The organism is Mycobacterium sp. smrl_JER01 (assembly GCF_048513595.2).
Taxonomy (GTDB): domain Bacteria; phylum Actinomycetota; class Actinomycetes; order Mycobacteriales; family Mycobacteriaceae; genus Mycobacterium.
This window is the reverse complement of record NZ_JBLXXK020000001.1, coordinates 2484090-2499429: the sequence shown is the minus strand read 5'-3', so window position 1 is coordinate 2499429 and position 15340 is coordinate 2484090. Positions and strand designations below refer to the sequence as shown.

Genomic DNA, 15340 nt, shown 5'->3' with positions numbered 1-15340 from the left:
TGGTGCTCACGGTTCTGACTCTGGGGGCGCTGGTGACGTGGGCTCCAGATCGCCAGAATGTGGTCAGAACCACCTTCGGTGTTTGAACAAGCTGCAGCAGCGCTATCGGCAGGGACCGAGTTTAGATGGAGCGTGGCAAAGTCAAACGCGCCGAGTTGACGACCTGATGCGCGAGACGCGTTGGCCCGCCTTCAGTGAGACGGCCGTCGTCATCACACCCATCCGCTCAATGCTGTGTGTGCCGTTGTTCACCCACCACCACGGCAGGACGGCACTGAGCATGTGCGCAGATCAGCCATCCGCGTTCGGCCCCAGGACGGCATTCGGGGGGTGTCGAGCACACCGATTCTCTCATCGTGAAAGGTCTGGTCACAGTAGGTGACCAGATCGACGTCTGGGTAGACGACAAGGGCGCGCCTGTTAGACCGCCGTCGGCCCTCCAAATCCGTGATTGAGGCCGTCCGCGTCGCGGTGCCGCTGTGGGTGGTCGTGATTGCCTGTCGACGGCGCTGGTCGCTATGGTTCGGCGGTTGCTCGACCGGCACCGTGACATTGATTGAGAACGCGAGATCGGGGACGTGGTCGGAAAGCGATCGGCAGACTGACACTGAATCGGCTCGCGGGTCAGGAAGACGGTACGGAGCGGGCCGGCTGGCCGCCGGACCGAAGCGTCTCCGAGGGGTTTTCCCCGAAAAGCTGACGATACTGACTGGCGAACCGGCCCAGATGCAGGAATCCCCATCGGCCTGCGACCATCGTCACCGTGATCGAGCTCGGAGAGTGAGCGGCCAGTTCTGCACGGACATGGTGCAATCGAAGTTGCCGCAGGTACACCATCGGGGAGGGATGACCGGACCTCTCGAACGCCCGCTGCAGGGCTCGCGCACTGACCCCGGTCGCTCGCGCCAGTTCTGCTGTGCTCCAGAGCTTTTGTGGATGAGCATGCATCAGGTCGATCGCCCGCTTCGCCTCTGCTGCACTGGCCAGGACTTCGCGTCCTGCCAGCGCATCGGAGAAGCTGTGGGGCTGCATCTGCAAGAGACCCTGTATCAGAAGAAGTTGTAGGTTTCCCACGGCGAGCGGGTGGTTCAGAAGCCCCCCGGGCTGCCAAGTATGCCGCGCCAAGAGCCGCACCAGGTAATACCAATCGATTGCGGCGCCGGAATGCAGATCGAGCTGCCGATCGAACGTAATTCGTTTGCGTACTTGCTGATTGAGCATTGCCTCCAGCTGCCATCGCATCTGTGGTTCGGATACCTTGACACAGACCTGCTCGCAGTCGGCGGACCAGTCGAGCAGGCACGGCGTGCCCGGTGTGAATATGGCGACGGCCCCCATCGTCGTGAGGACACACTCGCCGTCACGCCAGCGATTCACCGCCGAGCCGGTCAGCGGTGCATCGATGTAGTAGGCGGTGACGTCGTCAGCCCGAATCTCGATATCCACGCCGAAGCCAACATGGCCGACGGTCACCATAGGAAGCTGCAGCGCCTTCATCTGCATGTCCATCGCGGTGGTATCGGCCGGAGCCAACTCGGCGGCCACATAGAAACGACCCAGAGCATCGGTTGCCTCGTCGACATCAGTTGTCCGAATCTCAGCTTCCTGGTCGGACGCTAACTCGGTCATCCTTGCTCCCAGCGTGCTAGGCGCGACCGGTACTTCGCGCTCGTCAACAAATGCCCACCGCCTTCCCTACCAACGTGATCCCGGCTTCGAAAACGCCGGGACAGAACCCCGATTGCACAAACTGATCTGCGCGGTCCTTCGAGCGGACGACCCGGCCCTCGTGCAAGCGCGTCCATCGGGCTGGCGGGATGCGGATGAGTTCAGTGCGGTGACCGGATATCACACGGTTGGATCGATCTGCTTTCTACTGCGTGGCCATGCACATGTGCGACCTGTCTACGGTCATGACGACGACGTAAAGGAAGTCACTGCTGTGGAATAGCCGGGTGTGTTGCCGAGCAAAGACAAGCGGGGCTTTCCGAGGGGCGGGATAGTGGAGTGACAAGTTCACAAGAGGCGGCATCGAGAACGGCAGTGGTGTACCGAACGCATGCCGACGCGTTGAAGTCGGGGCGCTGCGAGCGGAACTACGGCGACGGAGTGGTCGAGGAATTGTAGTCCAGGACCCGGAACCAGCGCTCAGCGTGATCCGTTGTCGGACTCGTTCACTGTGATCTTGTTCGACGTCGTGCTCTCCGCCTTGGGCACGTAAACCTTCAATACGCCATATGCCAACGACGCCTCGATCTCGCCGGTCCGCAGAATGCCGGGCAACGTGACGCGGAACTCGAACTCACCGACCCGCCGGGTGCGCCGACGGAACAGGCCCTCACGCTTGCGTTCCTTCACCTCCCCGGTAACCACGAGCTCGTTGCCTTTCAGCGAGACATCGACGTCTTCGCGGCGCACGCCTGGGAGCTCGATCTCAAGGATGTACGCGCTATCGGTCTCGATGATGTCGGCGGCTGGCGACCAGACGCCGTCACCTTCCCGTCCACCGAACATCGACTGCGCCAGCCTGTCCATCTCGATGTACAGATTCTCGAATTCGCGGAATGGATGCCATATCTGTGTCCGGCCATCTGATCGATGCATCGACAACGTCATGTTGTTTCCCCTTTCCGTCCTTCACCGGTTGCATTGAAAGAATGCCTCGCCGGTGCGGTCGAACGCCTCGCACTGTCGGGACCATTTCCGGCCCCCCGATTCCATGCGCTGGGGTAAGTCGCCACAGACGCGCGGGCCGTCGGCATCAGAACACCAGTCGGAATATGGTGAACACCCGGTTCCAATGCTCACTCGACGGGTTCGACACCGTCGCGTCCACCACGCGCAACGAACGCGCGAGCGCGACACCCAACCCGCCGAACAGTTCCGGCAGCAGCTGCTCGGCATCCTCAGAGAACGCGATGTCACCGGGTGGTTGACGCACCACCCGGCGTAGCAGCTCACGGATCTCCTCGGCTTCCTCCAGCTTGTCGAATTCTCGCATCCGTTCTTGGAGCCCTTTCGTTATCGGAAGATCCTGCGCTACAACGATGTCGCGGCCGTTCCACCTCGCCGAGTTGCGCCCGGTGAGCGCAATGTCATCGATCAACTCATCGACGAACGCATGGAAGCGACGGACATCGTTCTTGTCGATGTCGATGCGCGCGACCGTCCGAAAGAAGCGCTGGAACAACGGAATACCCGACGGATGGGTCATTCGTTACCTCCGTTCCACGGATCGTGGCCCGCGTACGCAGGCTGGAGGTCAACGTTGGCACCGTCGCCGGCGCGAGCGAAACGGACCGGCAGGCGCAATCTGGTCCCTCTCCTTAGGCCTTCCAGGTCGAAGAACACCACGGAATGCAGGTCGGCCCCGGTCAGTCCGCGTGCTGATCCTCAAGGCGGTCCGGGGTGAGGAAGCGCCACACTCGCGTCGCGGCATGCAGATTGAAACGGGTATCGACATCGCGGAGGTCCAAACCCGTAAGGTCCGCGATCCGGCCGAGCCGATACCGCAACGTGCTTCGGTGAATATGCAGCGCGGCCGCAGATTCATCGTAGTTGCCGCCGCATTCGAGGTAGTAGATCAAGGTGTGAACCAGGTCGGAGCTTCTGTGGGCGTCGTAGTCGATCAGCGGACCCAGCCATTGGCGCACGTACTCGTCCGCGACACGGGCGGAATGCGCCGCATCCACCAGGTGATAGAAGCCGAGATCATCGTAATCCGACGCGCCGTGAGGATTTGCCGAGTTCAGCCGAACGTTCGCGGCGCGACGAGCTCTGAGGAACGACTGCGGAAAGTCTTCGGGCACCTCGCAGAGCGACCCGATGCCGATGGCACTCGCCGGGTGGCCGAGTTGGCGGCTGACCTCCTTGTGCAGGGCGCTGACACCCGGATGGCCGACGACGAGTACGACAACGAGACCCTCCTGTTGGCCCACCAGATGGTCGATGTGCAGGTTCGCTGCGGCACGGCTCACGGCGCGGATATCGCTCTTGGCGGCGCCGCGCCCGGAATGGATGACCACGACGTAATGCGGACGGCGTAGGTCGTAGCCCATCGCCTCTGCGCGCGCGTAGGCCCCGTTCGCGTCGGTGCCCGCGAGCAGGTCGTCGACCAGCTCCCGCCGCAGATTCAACTGCATCTCAGCGAGGCTCCGCCTGTGCGAAAGCTCTAGCCCCAGCGCGATAGTGCCATATCGGAGGGCGAACAGCTGGTCCTCGTCGACTGCGTCGCCGGTGTCGACAAGCGCCACGACACCGAGAATCTCGGCGTGCGGTCGTATCAGGACACTTATGCGGTTCCCCGCGTACAGGGGCCCCGGCTGTGCGGACAACATGCGCAGAAGCTGGTCTCGCTCACTGGCCCGAGGTTTCGGGTAGCGCAGCGGTCGCCCGGGTCCGGACCACGCGAGAAGGTTGCCGAATTTGTCTTCGACGCTGACCGAACACCCCGTCAACCGGTGGAGCGCCTCAGCGACCCCTTCTGCGCCTGTACCCGCGGCGAGGGCCGCCTCCAGCAACTCATGCGCGCGCGTGCGGGCGTTCAACCGGCGCACCGCGTCGGCCAGCTCCTCATTGGCGTCCTCGAGTTCGCGAGCCCGGCGTACGTCGCGCAGGTGCAGTTCAGCGCAGGCCAGGGCAGCACCTGCCCGTTGGGCGAGGACGTCCAGCAACAACAAGTGATTGGTTGTGGGCTCGGCGGCAGCGCCAAGCACGAGGCATCCATGAACCACATCCCGGTGAACCAGCGGAAACGCCTGTCCCCAGTCACGATGTGCGAACTCGATCCGCCCTTTCCAGCCCAACTGCAGGAGTGTCTCTGTCAACTCCGGGCGCTCGGATTGTGTAGGTGGGCACAGCGTCATCGAGCCGTCGCCAGCGCGATAGCTTGCCTCCAACCGGCACGGGCACAGGGTTTCGGCGCCGTCCGCCGCCGTCTTCAAGATCTCCGCTGGATCCAGCGAAGAGAAATTGAGCCGAGCCAGCGCGGCCAGGCCTGCTGCTTCGGAATCGTCAGCTACCGCCGAATGGGCATTCATGTCGATATGGGCGGCCGCTCATCCCTACCGCTCGAACACACGCCGCGGAACGGCGACGGCCGGCGCCGCCCACCTCCCTCCGTGCCGGGCACCTGATTATACTCCACCACTCTGGGCAGCGGCGTATTGCTGCGTACCCTCACATTGAGGCGCCAAACGCCAGAGGCGATTATCGGCGAATCTCGAAAGTGTTGTTAAACAACATTTTTCGATGGAATGGGCTGAACGCAGAACTCCTCGGGACCGCCGGCATTTGCGGAGCCCGCGGATGACAGTGTCCAAGGGCCGCGCTTCCGCGCAATTGCCGTCTGGACCCGTGGCCGTTCGGCACGCTGATCACTGGCGGCATCCCTGACGTCTCCGCGGCGAGTCCACAGGCGGCGGCGAATCCACAGGCGACGGACGCGCACTCTCAGCGGTGACGAGTCGATGACGACGCAACAGACTCCCTAGCCCTGAGCCCAGAGCGCCGCGATCCTGAACTCTAGCCAGCGCAAATCGGTCAGCGCCGGGGCGGTCTGCGGATATCGGATAGCCACGCGGCCTGATTGGATCGTCGATGGAGGCATATGGGAGGCGACGGAGTGAGCGAGAACGAACCCGACGGCCAGCAGGACGGGCGCTCCTTCAGCGTGCGACGGTTTCCCGACGGCATGAGCATTGTCTCTGCGTCCGGGAACGTCGACGGTGACAAACCCTCGTTGCTGGGCCGCCTGGTCGCCGACGAACTGGCACGAGAACCAGCACAGTTGGTGCTCGAATTGTCACGCGCCACGTCGGTCGACAGCGCGTTCGTCGAAGCCCTCGCCGGCGCTTCGGCGTTGGCCGGAGAGTCCGACACGTCGTTCTGCCTTGTCGTGTCGCCGACCGGCCCGGTCGCAAAGGCGCTCGCTGCTGCGGGTCTGATCGAGCGATTCGAGATCTTCTCGACCGTCGGAGAGGCCAGGCTTCTGCGCTGATAGTCCGTGAGCCGCGGCGTCTGCCAGGTCGGCACGATCCTGCACAGCTGTGCGTGAAACCTGTATGCCGTGTGCGTTTGCCCATAGGTGGCTCCATAGGTCCATGGCGTGTCCGATTTGTTGATCTGCCGGGTCGGTGCCTGCCGTCTATTCGGCAGGCATTGTCGTGAAACGCAGCGACGGACAGCGCAACCCCGGGGGCTTGATGATCAGATCGCAGTTTGGTGTTTCCCATGTCTTTTCGACGATTCGCGATACCGACCACGCAACGGCCTCGCCGTGGTCGCGGTAGTCGGTATCGCTGATCTCTGGCCAGTTCGGCGCACACGCCGCGATGGGCCGGTCCAGTCGAGCGGACCGGGACTGGCGGCCGCGCTGGCCGCCGGTGCCGACATCGAGGAGGCGCTCGGCCGACTGGTCGTTTCGTCGTTGGAGCTGGTATCCGGAGCGGACTTCGCCAAGATCTCGGTGATCGACCGGGGAAGGCTGCGTACGGTCGTGGCGAGCTCACAGTTGGCCGCTTCACTGGACAGTGTTCAGCACGTGGCAGGGCATGGCCCGTGCCTGGACGCGATCAGCACCCGATCGCCCGTGTGCTGCAACGATCTGCGCACCGCTGCGCGCTGGCCGCGGTTCGCACCGCATGTGACGACCGCCGGCGTGCGCAGCGTTCTGTGCTCGCCTATTGACGTGTCCGGTGATACCCGCGGCACCGTGAGTCTGTTCGGATTTCGACTTGGTGCCTTCGATGCCGATTCGGAGGCCGTCGGTGCGCTGCTCGCCGAGCACGCCGCACTCGCCTTCTTCTGCGAACAACGAGCGAGCCAGTTCCGGACCGCGTTGGCCTCTCGCGATGTCATCGGACAGGCGAAGGGCATGATCATGGAACGCTTCGGCGTCGATGCCTCCCGCGCGTTCGCGATGCTGAGGAGAATCTCGCAAGAGACCAACACGCCGGTGCGCGACCTCGCAGCGAGACTCGCCGGGTCACCGGGTCAGTGACCGCGTGGCATCTCACCATCGACACGCTGCGGCGGGGCTGTGACGAGTCGGACCCCCGCGGGAAGGCCTCCTACGTCGACGCGCCCGTCCGACTCGACAGTGATGCTCACCCGTGTTCCGGCGATCGGCACGTTCTCCAGATGCACGGGCAGCAACCGCGGGGGAACGATGGGGCAGAGGTGAACCTGACCGTGTGGGATGTCGGGGTGGAAGCGCAGCAGGCTGCGCAGCACCAGGCGTGGGGACGCTGCGGCCCAGGCCTGCGGCGAACACGATGTCGGATAGGGCACGGGGCGCGCGAAGTCACTTCGTGAGAAACCGCAGAACAATTCCGGCAGCCGGCCCCCGAAGAATTCGGAGGCATCGACAAGGCCGAGCGCAACCTGCTGAGCCTCGCCGACGAAGCCGTACCTCGCCAGCCCTGCGATCGCGATCGCGGTGTCGTGCGGCCATACGGAGCCGTTGTGATAGCTCATCGGGTTGTACGCCGTCATATCGGTGGCCAACGTCCGGACCCCGAAGCCTGAGTTCATCTCTGGTCCTACCAGGTGCGCAGCCACGGCAGCGGCCTTGTCGTCGTCGACGATGCCGGTCCACAGGCAATGCCCCATGTTTGACGTGATGGAGTCGACGTGATGCTTGGCGCCGTCCAGTGCTATCGCGAATGCTTGCTGCTCGGGCATCCAGAAGGCGCGATTGAAGGCCGCTTTCAGCCGCGCCGCTCTGCTGCGCCACTCACGGGCATTGATGTCATCACCGTCGCCTTCGGCGAGGAAGGCCCTGGCCTCGAACGCCGCATACACATAACCCTGGACCTCGCACAGCGCGATCGGGGGCGAGGCCAGGTGCCCGTCGGCGTGGTTGACGCCGTCGAAAGAGTCTTTCCAGCCCTGGTTGACCAGGCCACGGTCGGTGTGTCGGCGGTATTCGACGAAACCGTCCCCGTCGGCGTCACCGTACTCGACGATCCACGCCATGGCACGGTCGGCGGCCGCGAGTAGCGACGGCCGATCCGCGTCGGGAAGCGCTCCCCAGCTATCGAGCTCTGCGAGCAGCATCACGAAAAGCGGTGTCGCATCAGCGGTTCCGTAATAGGTGGTGCCTCCACCCAATGCCATCGCGGCCTCCGCGCCGAGCCGGACCTCGTGCAAGATGCGACCCGGCTCCTCCTCCGTCAAAGGGTCGGAACGAGACCCCTGCAGCCGGGCGAGGGTGCGCAGCGTGTTCACCGCCAAACGTGGGTCCAGACCCAAGGCCATCCACCCGGTCAGCAGGGAATCTCGGCCGAACAGTGCCATGAACCACGGCGCCCCGGCGGCGATGATCGGGGAGCCTGGCTGTGTCGGATCATCGATCTGAAGTGAACCAAGGTCGCGGGCCCCTACCTCGAGGGAATGGTTGAACGCCGAATCGCCGGTCGCTGTCCGAGAATTCGACAGGCGCCAGGCATGGAGCCGCTGCGCGGGGGCGCTGGCATCGACCGGCTCGCCGCAGCGGTGCCGCAGCGGAACTCGGCCGCCCCCGATGGAGGCCTCCACGGCAAAGCAGGTCGACCACTCCGACCGTTGCGGCACCACGACACGGAACGTGAATCTGCCGGGTGTGACGATCGGGTCTCCGCCGGCGGCGGTGATCTGAACGCTCCGGGTGTAGTCCGAGCCGCCGATCGTGAAAGCCATCGACGTGGTGCCGATGTCGACCGCGATGCCGTTGGGCGGCTGGACCCTGCCCTCTTTCACGACGAAGAGATCTGCGAAGTCGGTATCGACGGCCAGAGTCAGGGTGACCCCGATCGGTTCGGCCCCGAGGTTTCGAAGGGTCACATCCTCGCGCATACCGTCGCCGATCAACCGGTCGCGCAGAACCAGCATCGTGCTGTCCGCCAGCCATTGGCGCGGCGGCGTGCGACCGACGAACGTCGCTCGGAAGGGTTCGGCGGGCTCCTCGACCGTGGACAGGTTCTGCACTGATGCCCCGTCGACTTCGAGCCGCCAGCAGGACAACATTCGGGTGTCAGCGACGAACAGACCATGTGGCCGGTGGCGGTGGACGTCGCCTGACCCGGCCGAGATACAGAACGTCGAACCCTCCAGCAACGTGACCTCACCGTTGTCGCCGGTCACCGGCGGGCCGGTTCCCGAGGCCCAGGCCCCCACTGCACACTCTTCACCGTCGACGAAGGTCACCGCGCGACCATCTCCCGATATAGGGCGAGGTGATCGGCGACCATCCGATCGGTCGAGAAGCGCTGCAAGATCGCGGCTCGGCACGCGTCTCGGTTCAGATGCTCGACGCGATGTATCGCGGCCACCAGTTCATCGTTTCCGCTGCAGAGGTATCCGGTGCTGCCGATGTCCACGATCTCGGGCGCGGCACCGCGGGGGCACGCGATCACCGGCGTGCCGCAGGCCATCGCCTCGATCATGACCAACCCGAACGGCTCGGCCCATTGGATGGGGTTCAGCAGCGCCTTGGCCGCACCGATGAGCGCGAGCTTCGCGTCGCCCCCGACCTCCCCGGCGAAATGAACATCGTCGGTGAGCAGCGGCACGATCACATTGTCGAAGTAGGCTCGCTCGGCAGGTTCGCGGGTCTTGGCTGCGATGATCAACCGCTGGCCGGCAGCCCGCGCGGCCAGCACGGCCTCGCGCACACCCTTGTCCGGTGTCATCCGCCCCAGAAACAACAGATAGTCGCCGTTGCCTGCCCCCTGCGGGTACTCGTCGGGGTCGAGTCCGTGATGGATGATCCTGTCGACGGTGATCTCGGGTGCTTGGGCCGCTTGGTCACGAGAGATGGCCACGACAGGTAACCGCTTGCCGTAGCGGCGGTAGATCGCCCGCAGTTCACCGCTGAAGGGACCGTGGCAGGTGGTGACGACCCGATCGTAGCCGGACGCCAGGGCCCACGCGGGGCCCAGCAGAGTGTGGTCATGGATGATGTCGCAGCCGGCCAATGACTCATAGCCACCCATGACATGCGGCAGTTCCACCTCGCCGCGACCGACGCGGTCCCATTCGGCAGTTGCCATACCGTAAGCAATGGGGACCGGCGCTGTGCTGTCGCCAGTGGCGTACAGCAGCACCTCATGTCCCGCGGCGATCAAGCCCTGCGCCAGCTGGCACACCACCGACTCGGTGCCCCCGTAGTTCGGCGGCGGTACCGCCGCCCACGGCGGAGCCAACAGACCGACTTTCAATGATTCCTGCGTCATTCGTCCATACTGAAAAGCAGCCGCGGTAACCGCACCAGCCCGCTGGGATGGAAATCGGAGGAGTCGCTCACCCCGGCAGATCGACCCATATCGACTGTAGCCATTGCGATTTCGTCAGAGCTTGTTGGCCAGCACATCGAGCCTGCTGATGTCTGGTGGTGAGGCAAACAGCTCATCGGCTCTCTCCGCGAGCGCCTTTCCCACGGCCCCTCCAAGATGCGCGTCGCGTGCCGCCTCGTCGGGGAACGCGTCGAAGATACCGAACGTCGATGGGCCGAACCGGACCGCAAGCCACGGCTCCGTGCCGGGTTCCTGCTCGACGAGCGGGAGGGCCGAGGTCAAGAATTCCTCGACAGCACTTTCCTTGCCCGGCTTGGCCTCCAGCTTCACCAGCAACGCTCTGGCGGTCATGGCATTTCCTTTCAGTTTCAGAATCTCGGGTCAATTCTTATGTTCTGCAACGTGTCCAGGCTCGCCGCTGAAGCGGCCGATGTCCTGCTCCCCGCGGGACGAAGGCGCGGGTTTCCATTCGCCCCGCGGTGCCAAGGTGTTAATCGACGCATGACGTGGGGAGTTTCGCGGCCGGTCAAAGGAATGTCGTGCCTCAGCTTCGGTGCGCGCTCCGCAATCGGGCGTTGACGACACAGTCCGCACGTATCACGGTGCGCCGTCCCAGAGGCCAAGTTGACGGCCGCCGAGTTGTGCCGCTGGGCCGGTGCAACGCGAAAAGGCGAGCGTAACCATGGTGCTGTGAGCCAGATTAATGCACGCGATGTATCAACTGTTCGAACGATCGCACTAATCTGCGATCCCGAGGCTGCGCCTGCGGAGATCGCCGGTCACCTCTTTCGGGTGCTGCCGGCGCTGTTGGCGGAGGCAACGAAGGGGGCGGTAACGGTCGATGTACGTCTGCATCGCGAACGGCTTCCGATCGGCCCAGAGGGAGACCATCAGACGTTGATCGAACATGCGGAGCGGATAACGCGACAGCGGGGCTGGGACGCCTCTGTTTGTGTGACGGACTTGCCCCTACGCGGCGAAGGCAACGAGCCATTGGTGGCCGACCTGAGCATTGAGAGCAGCGTCGCGGTCCTGTCACTGCCGGCCTTCGGCGCGACGAGATTGCGTCGGCGAGTCACCGAGGTGGTGGTGGAAATCCTGCAGGAGCTCGTGCCGGTAGTCAGTAGACGCGCTCCGACCAACCAGCCCAGCCTTTCCCTGACCGACCGTGATCTTCCGGGTCCGTTCCGGCTCGTCGTACCGGAGACCAGCGGTATCGATGCACAGGTGGTGGCCACGCGGGGCCTCTGGCGCCAGCTTGTCGGGATGGTGCGTGCCAATCGGCCATGGCGGCTATGGCTCGGATTGCGAGGAGGCGTCGTTGCAGCACTGGCCTTCAGCATCTTTTGGCTCATCAATCCGATGGTGTGGCAACTCGGAATAAACCACAGCGTGTACCGCTTGATCATCATCTCGCTGTGGGTAGTCGCTGCAATGGTGACGTGGCTGATCTTCTACCACCATCTGTGGGTGTTCCGCGACGACGACATTGCAGACCGTCAGCATGTCGTGCTGTTCAACGCGTCCACCGTCATCACTCTCGTCCTGGGCGTGAGCATCGCGTTCGTAGGGTTGTTGATGCTGAACTTCCTCGCTGCGCACCTGGTGCTCTCCGACAAGGTGATGGCAGATAACTTGGGGTCTTCGCCTGGCCTCACCGAGTACATCAAGCTGTGTTGGATGGCTACCGCGGGCGCGTCCGTGGTCGGCGCGCTGGGCACTGGGTTCGAATCCGAGGACGACGTCCGGGAGGCGGCATACAGCCAGCGTGAGGCAGAGCGCCGTAAACAGTGGCGTGGTGGGAGAAACACTGAGTCCGAGGCAACTTCCGGTGGCAGGCACACTGGGAGTTGATGTGGAAACGGTCCGCGCGATCGCGCTGTCGGCCGCAGGAACCCTGGTGTTGTTCACGACGGTGTCAGACGCTCTACTCACCACTGTCCGGGCAGGGCGTGCCAGCGGGCCGATGACCCAGCGCCTGGCTGACCTGCTGTGGCAATTCGCTCTCAAGCTCGGATCGCGGCGCGGGCCGCCGCCGGGAACCGGCCCGGCGATCACCTTTGCTGCTGTCACGCTCTGGGTTGTACTGCTCGTGAGCGGCTGGTTCTTGGTTTTTTCGGCGTCGCCGGGGGCTATCGTGGATAGCCAAGACAGGCCAGCCGACTCGTGGGCGCGGCTGTACTTCACCGCGTTTACCGTTTCGACTCTGGGAATTGGCGACTATCGGCCTTCGGGCGCCGTATTCCAAGTGCTCACAGGCGTTGCGGCGATCATGGCGTTCGGATTGGCGACATTGGTCATCACTTATGTCGCCTCACTGAACTCGGCAGTGGCCTCTCAACGACGATTCGCTCGCCAGGTATTGGGACTGGGCAGCAGTCCGGTGGACATCCTGCATGCCAACTGGACTGGCCGAGACTTCGGGCCGTTGGCGAACGAACTGCAATCGCTGACTGGGAGCGTCCATGGATTGGTCGAGGAACAACTGACCTACCCTCTGCTGCATTACTTCTCGACCCGTCAGCGCAACGCGGCGTTCTGGCCGGCGATAGCCACCCTCAACGAGGTAATTCTGCTGCTCGACAATTACGTTCGCCACGAGTACCGGCCAGCCCCGCTTGCGCTTCATCCGCTGCAAAGAGCGATCGACGGATATCTTGACGTGCTACCGCGCGCTCGTGTGGATCATCCCAGCAGCCACCCGCCACAGCCCGACATCCACGAATTACGGCAGGTTGGCATCCCGGTGGTTCTTCCCATTGCGATGCCGTCGCGAGCACACCTGCAGCGCCGGAACACAATTCACGCTGCACTCGAAAGCCAGGGTTGGAAGTGGGAAGCGGCAGTTTACGCCGCACACCCTGCTGCGAAGGATGAACGTACAACGGCTTGAGCACCATGCACCAGGTTCGCCAGGCCGGGGCCAGGTTGTTACTGACGAGACATTCGTCTGCGCAGAGGTGGCGCGAGCACGGCGGCAAGCCACACCGGTCAGGGCTGCCCGCCGAGGGCTTCGGTGACGAGCACAGCCGAACGGGAGCCTCCTGGTGTGGAGAAACTGGAAGCGGTCGACGAAGTGCGGCGATCGTCGAGATCGGCCGGCCGTCGCTGCGTGTGCACGACTGGAGGTACACCTACGCGTCGCTTGCTCGGCGCGCTGGCGCGGATCTGCGGATGCTGCAGAAGACGATGCGTCACGCCTCGATCACCGTGACCGCCCACATCTATGCCGACCTCTGTGACGACGAGCGCGATGTGGTCGCGTCGGCGCTCGATGCGCTCGATGCGCTCGACGACACTCCATCCGGCGCCTGACTCAGCGGCCGCGCAACGGCTCGCGTTCGGCCGCAGTTCCAGTCACCCTGACCGTCCATTCGGCGACTTCACAGTTTTGCCCCCCCTTTTGCCCCATCGAGGAGTGCGACCGCCGTCAAAGCGTGGGCCGAGAAGCGGAAATGTAGGCTCTGACCAGCGATTATTGGTGGTGGTCCCGGCTGGGTTCGAACCAGCCGTTGACGTACTTCGCTGATACTCTGGGACCTGGCGATACCGTCTACTACGCCGATTACGCAGCTCAAACACCACTATCGCCTGTGAGGGTCTGTATGGTTCTGTGGGGTTGACTATTGCACGTAAGTTGCACGGAACGGGGAGGCACGGCATGGTCCAGCGGACGACCGCCAAGGGAGACCGAACACGTCGGGCGTTCGGTCGGCTGCGGCAGCTGCCGTCGGGGCGCTGGCAGGCGTCTTACCTCCACCGCGGCGAAGTGCACAAAGCGCTGGCGACGTTTCCGACTAAGTCGTCGGCGTCGCACTGGCTGCAGGGCGAAGAAGACTTGATCGACCTTGATCGTCGCAGGCCCGGTGCTTGGACACCGCCCGTCGAACGGGAGACCAAGGCCACCGCAGCCAAGCTGACCCTGCGTGACTACGCCAAGCCCTGGCTGGAGCACCGCAACGTGTCGCGCCGGACGCGGGAGAACTACACCTACCACCTGGAGGCGAACATCTTGCCGGGGCTGGGCGACAAGGCCCTGACCGAGATCACTGCCGAAGACGTGCGAGCGTGGTTCTCGGCGCTGGGCACCGAGTACGAGACGCGCAATGCCCGCGCTTACGGGGTGCTCACCGCGGTACTGAACACGGCAGTGGACGACGGGCTGCTGGACCGCTCCCCGGCGCGGATCAAAGGTGCCGCCGCGGTGAAACGCACCAAACGGCCAGTGGTCCTGCTAGAACCCGACGAACTGGCCAAACTGGCCGACGCCATGCCCGACAGCCTAGGCCTGGCCGTGCTACTGACGGGCTGGTGTGGGCTACGCCGCGGTGAACTGTTCGCCCTGACGCGGGCCGACGTCGCCACGGACGGGTCCACGGTGCGGATCAACAAGGCTGTCACATACCGCGAACGCAGATACGTCTGCGGCCCGCCCAAGACACGCGAGTCCAACCGCACGGTGACGGTGCCGACCCATCTGCGCCAGGCGCTGGTCGACCATCTGGCGGAGGCCGTCGGTCCGGCCAAGACGGCACTGCTATTCCCAGACCCCGAGACCGGCAGCTTCCACACCGAGGGTCGGTTCAGGGTGCCGTTCTTCGCCGCGCGCAAGGCCATCGGCAAAGACGATCTGCACTTTCACGATCTGCGGCACTTCGGCGGTGTGATGGCCGCCGTCGCCGGTGGCACCACCCGCGAGGTTATGGACCGCCTGGGCCATACGACCAGCTCGGCAGCCATGCGATACCAGCACGTGGCGGCCGGGCGCGCCGACTCTTTGGCCGAACGAATGTCCGCGCTGGCCACGGCGGCACCGACGCCGTAATGCCACTCAAACTTGCTGCAGCACAATAGGTCTAGCAGAACGCTGCACAAAGTCGCACAAACCCACGCTGCCGTCCTGTACTGTTGGCGTCGGCCAGGTCCCCCAGGCCCGTCTAACGTCTTCCGCAACGCGCCGCCTGAATCTGTTCGGGCACTCCGTCTTACGTCTTCCGCAACGCCTTAACGCGCCGGGGGTAGCACCAACGACGGAGACACACCAATGGCCTCACCTGTGATCAAGA

The 15340-nt window shown here is 64.1% G+C and carries 13 protein-coding genes; 6 read left to right on the top strand and 7 right to left on the bottom strand.

Annotated elements, in window-relative coordinates:
- Positions 1 to 624: 624 nt before the first annotated feature.
- The 4 genes from ACNUDN_RS11900 to ACNUDN_RS11885 all read right to left on the bottom strand — a co-directional run bounded on the left by ACNUDN_RS11900 (position 625) and on the right by ACNUDN_RS11885 (position 4943).
- Positions 625 to 1629 (bottom strand): AraC family transcriptional regulator, encoded by a 1005-nt coding sequence (locus ACNUDN_RS11900; protein ID WP_419122130.1) that lies wholly within the window; start codon positions 1627 to 1629, stop codon positions 625 to 627.
- A gap of 519 nt (positions 1630 to 2148) precedes the next feature.
- On the bottom strand, positions 2149 to 2616 hold the full coding sequence (locus tag ACNUDN_RS11895) for an Hsp20/alpha crystallin family protein (protein ID WP_419122129.1): 468 nt from the start codon (positions 2614 to 2616) through the stop codon (positions 2149 to 2151).
- Positions 2617 to 2761: 145 nt separating this feature from the next.
- Positions 2762 to 3214, bottom strand: coding sequence for a DUF1931 family protein (locus tag ACNUDN_RS11890; protein ID WP_419122128.1), 453 nt, complete (start codon positions 3212 to 3214; stop codon positions 2762 to 2764).
- A 160-nt stretch (positions 3215 to 3374) separates the two neighbouring features.
- Complete coding sequence (locus tag ACNUDN_RS11885) at positions 3375 to 4943, bottom strand: helix-turn-helix domain-containing protein (protein ID WP_498450153.1); 1569 nt, start codon at positions 4941 to 4943, stop codon at positions 3375 to 3377.
- A gap of 680 nt (positions 4944 to 5623) precedes the next feature.
- Between ACNUDN_RS11885 and ACNUDN_RS11880 the strand changes: the two genes are divergently transcribed.
- Positions 5624 to 5998, top strand: a complete 375-nt coding sequence (locus tag ACNUDN_RS11880; protein WP_419122126.1) for an STAS domain-containing protein — start codon at positions 5624 to 5626, stop codon at positions 5996 to 5998.
- A gap of 279 nt (positions 5999 to 6277) precedes the next feature.
- Complete coding sequence (locus ACNUDN_RS11875) at positions 6278 to 7000, top strand: GAF and ANTAR domain-containing protein (RefSeq protein ID WP_419122125.1); 723 nt, start codon at positions 6278 to 6280, stop codon at positions 6998 to 7000.
- On the opposite strand, the gene ACNUDN_RS11870 is transcribed toward ACNUDN_RS11875, so the two are convergent.
- The 3 genes from ACNUDN_RS11870 to ACNUDN_RS11860 form a co-directional block, all read right to left on the bottom strand.
- Positions 6994 to 9186 (bottom strand): amylo-alpha-1,6-glucosidase, encoded by a 2193-nt coding sequence (locus ACNUDN_RS11870; protein WP_419122124.1) that lies wholly within the window; start codon positions 9184 to 9186, stop codon positions 6994 to 6996. The genes ACNUDN_RS11875 and ACNUDN_RS11870 overlap by 7 nt on opposite strands.
- Entirely contained in the window at positions 9183 to 10214 is a 1032-nt protein-coding gene (locus ACNUDN_RS11865) for a glycosyltransferase family 4 protein (RefSeq protein WP_419122123.1), read from the bottom strand. Before ACNUDN_RS11865 ends, ACNUDN_RS11870 begins: the two co-directional genes overlap by 4 nt.
- Before the next feature lie 114 nt (positions 10215 to 10328).
- On the bottom strand, positions 10329 to 10625 hold the full coding sequence (locus ACNUDN_RS11860) for a putative quinol monooxygenase (RefSeq protein ID WP_419122122.1): 297 nt from the start codon (positions 10623 to 10625) through the stop codon (positions 10329 to 10331).
- Positions 10626 to 10964: 339 nt separating this feature from the next.
- On the opposite strand from ACNUDN_RS11860, the gene ACNUDN_RS11855 reads away from it, so the two are divergent.
- From ACNUDN_RS11855 to ACNUDN_RS11840, 4 genes are all read left to right on the top strand, one after another.
- Positions 10965 to 12128: an MFS transporter gene (locus tag ACNUDN_RS11855; protein WP_419122121.1), complete on the top strand. Its 1164-nt coding sequence runs from the start codon at positions 10965 to 10967 to the stop codon at positions 12126 to 12128.
- Positions 12106 to 13167, top strand: coding sequence for an ion channel (locus tag ACNUDN_RS11850; protein ID WP_419122120.1), 1062 nt, complete (start codon positions 12106 to 12108; stop codon positions 13165 to 13167). Before ACNUDN_RS11855 ends, ACNUDN_RS11850 begins: the two co-directional genes overlap by 23 nt.
- Entirely contained in the window at positions 13164 to 13589 is a 426-nt protein-coding gene (locus tag ACNUDN_RS11845) for a hypothetical protein (protein ID WP_419122119.1), read from the top strand. Before ACNUDN_RS11850 ends, ACNUDN_RS11845 begins: the two co-directional genes overlap by 4 nt.
- A 346-nt stretch (positions 13590 to 13935) precedes the next feature.
- On the top strand, positions 13936 to 15099 hold the full coding sequence (locus ACNUDN_RS11840) for a tyrosine-type recombinase/integrase (RefSeq protein WP_419122118.1): 1164 nt from the start codon (positions 13936 to 13938) through the stop codon (positions 15097 to 15099).
- Positions 15100 to 15340 lie beyond the last annotated feature (241 nt).

Coding starts and splice junctions, on each gene's coding strand:
- ACNUDN_RS11900 (WP_419122130.1), bottom strand. CDS start 1,629: ATGACCGAGTTAGCGTCCGACCAGGAAGCTGAGATTCGGACAACTGAT.
- ACNUDN_RS11895 (WP_419122129.1), bottom strand. CDS start 2,616: ATGACGTTGTCGATGCATCGATCAGATGGCCGGACACAGATATGGCAT.
- ACNUDN_RS11890 (WP_419122128.1), bottom strand. CDS start 3,214: ATGACCCATCCGTCGGGTATTCCGTTGTTCCAGCGCTTCTTTCGGACG.
- ACNUDN_RS11865 (WP_419122123.1), bottom strand. CDS start 10,214: ATGACGCAGGAATCATTGAAAGTCGGTCTGTTGGCTCCGCCGTGGGCG.
- ACNUDN_RS11860 (WP_419122122.1), bottom strand. CDS start 10,625: ATGACCGCCAGAGCGTTGCTGGTGAAGCTGGAGGCCAAGCCGGGCAAG.
- ACNUDN_RS11840 (WP_419122118.1), top strand. CDS start 13,936: ATGGTCCAGCGGACGACCGCCAAGGGAGACCGAACACGTCGGGCGTTC.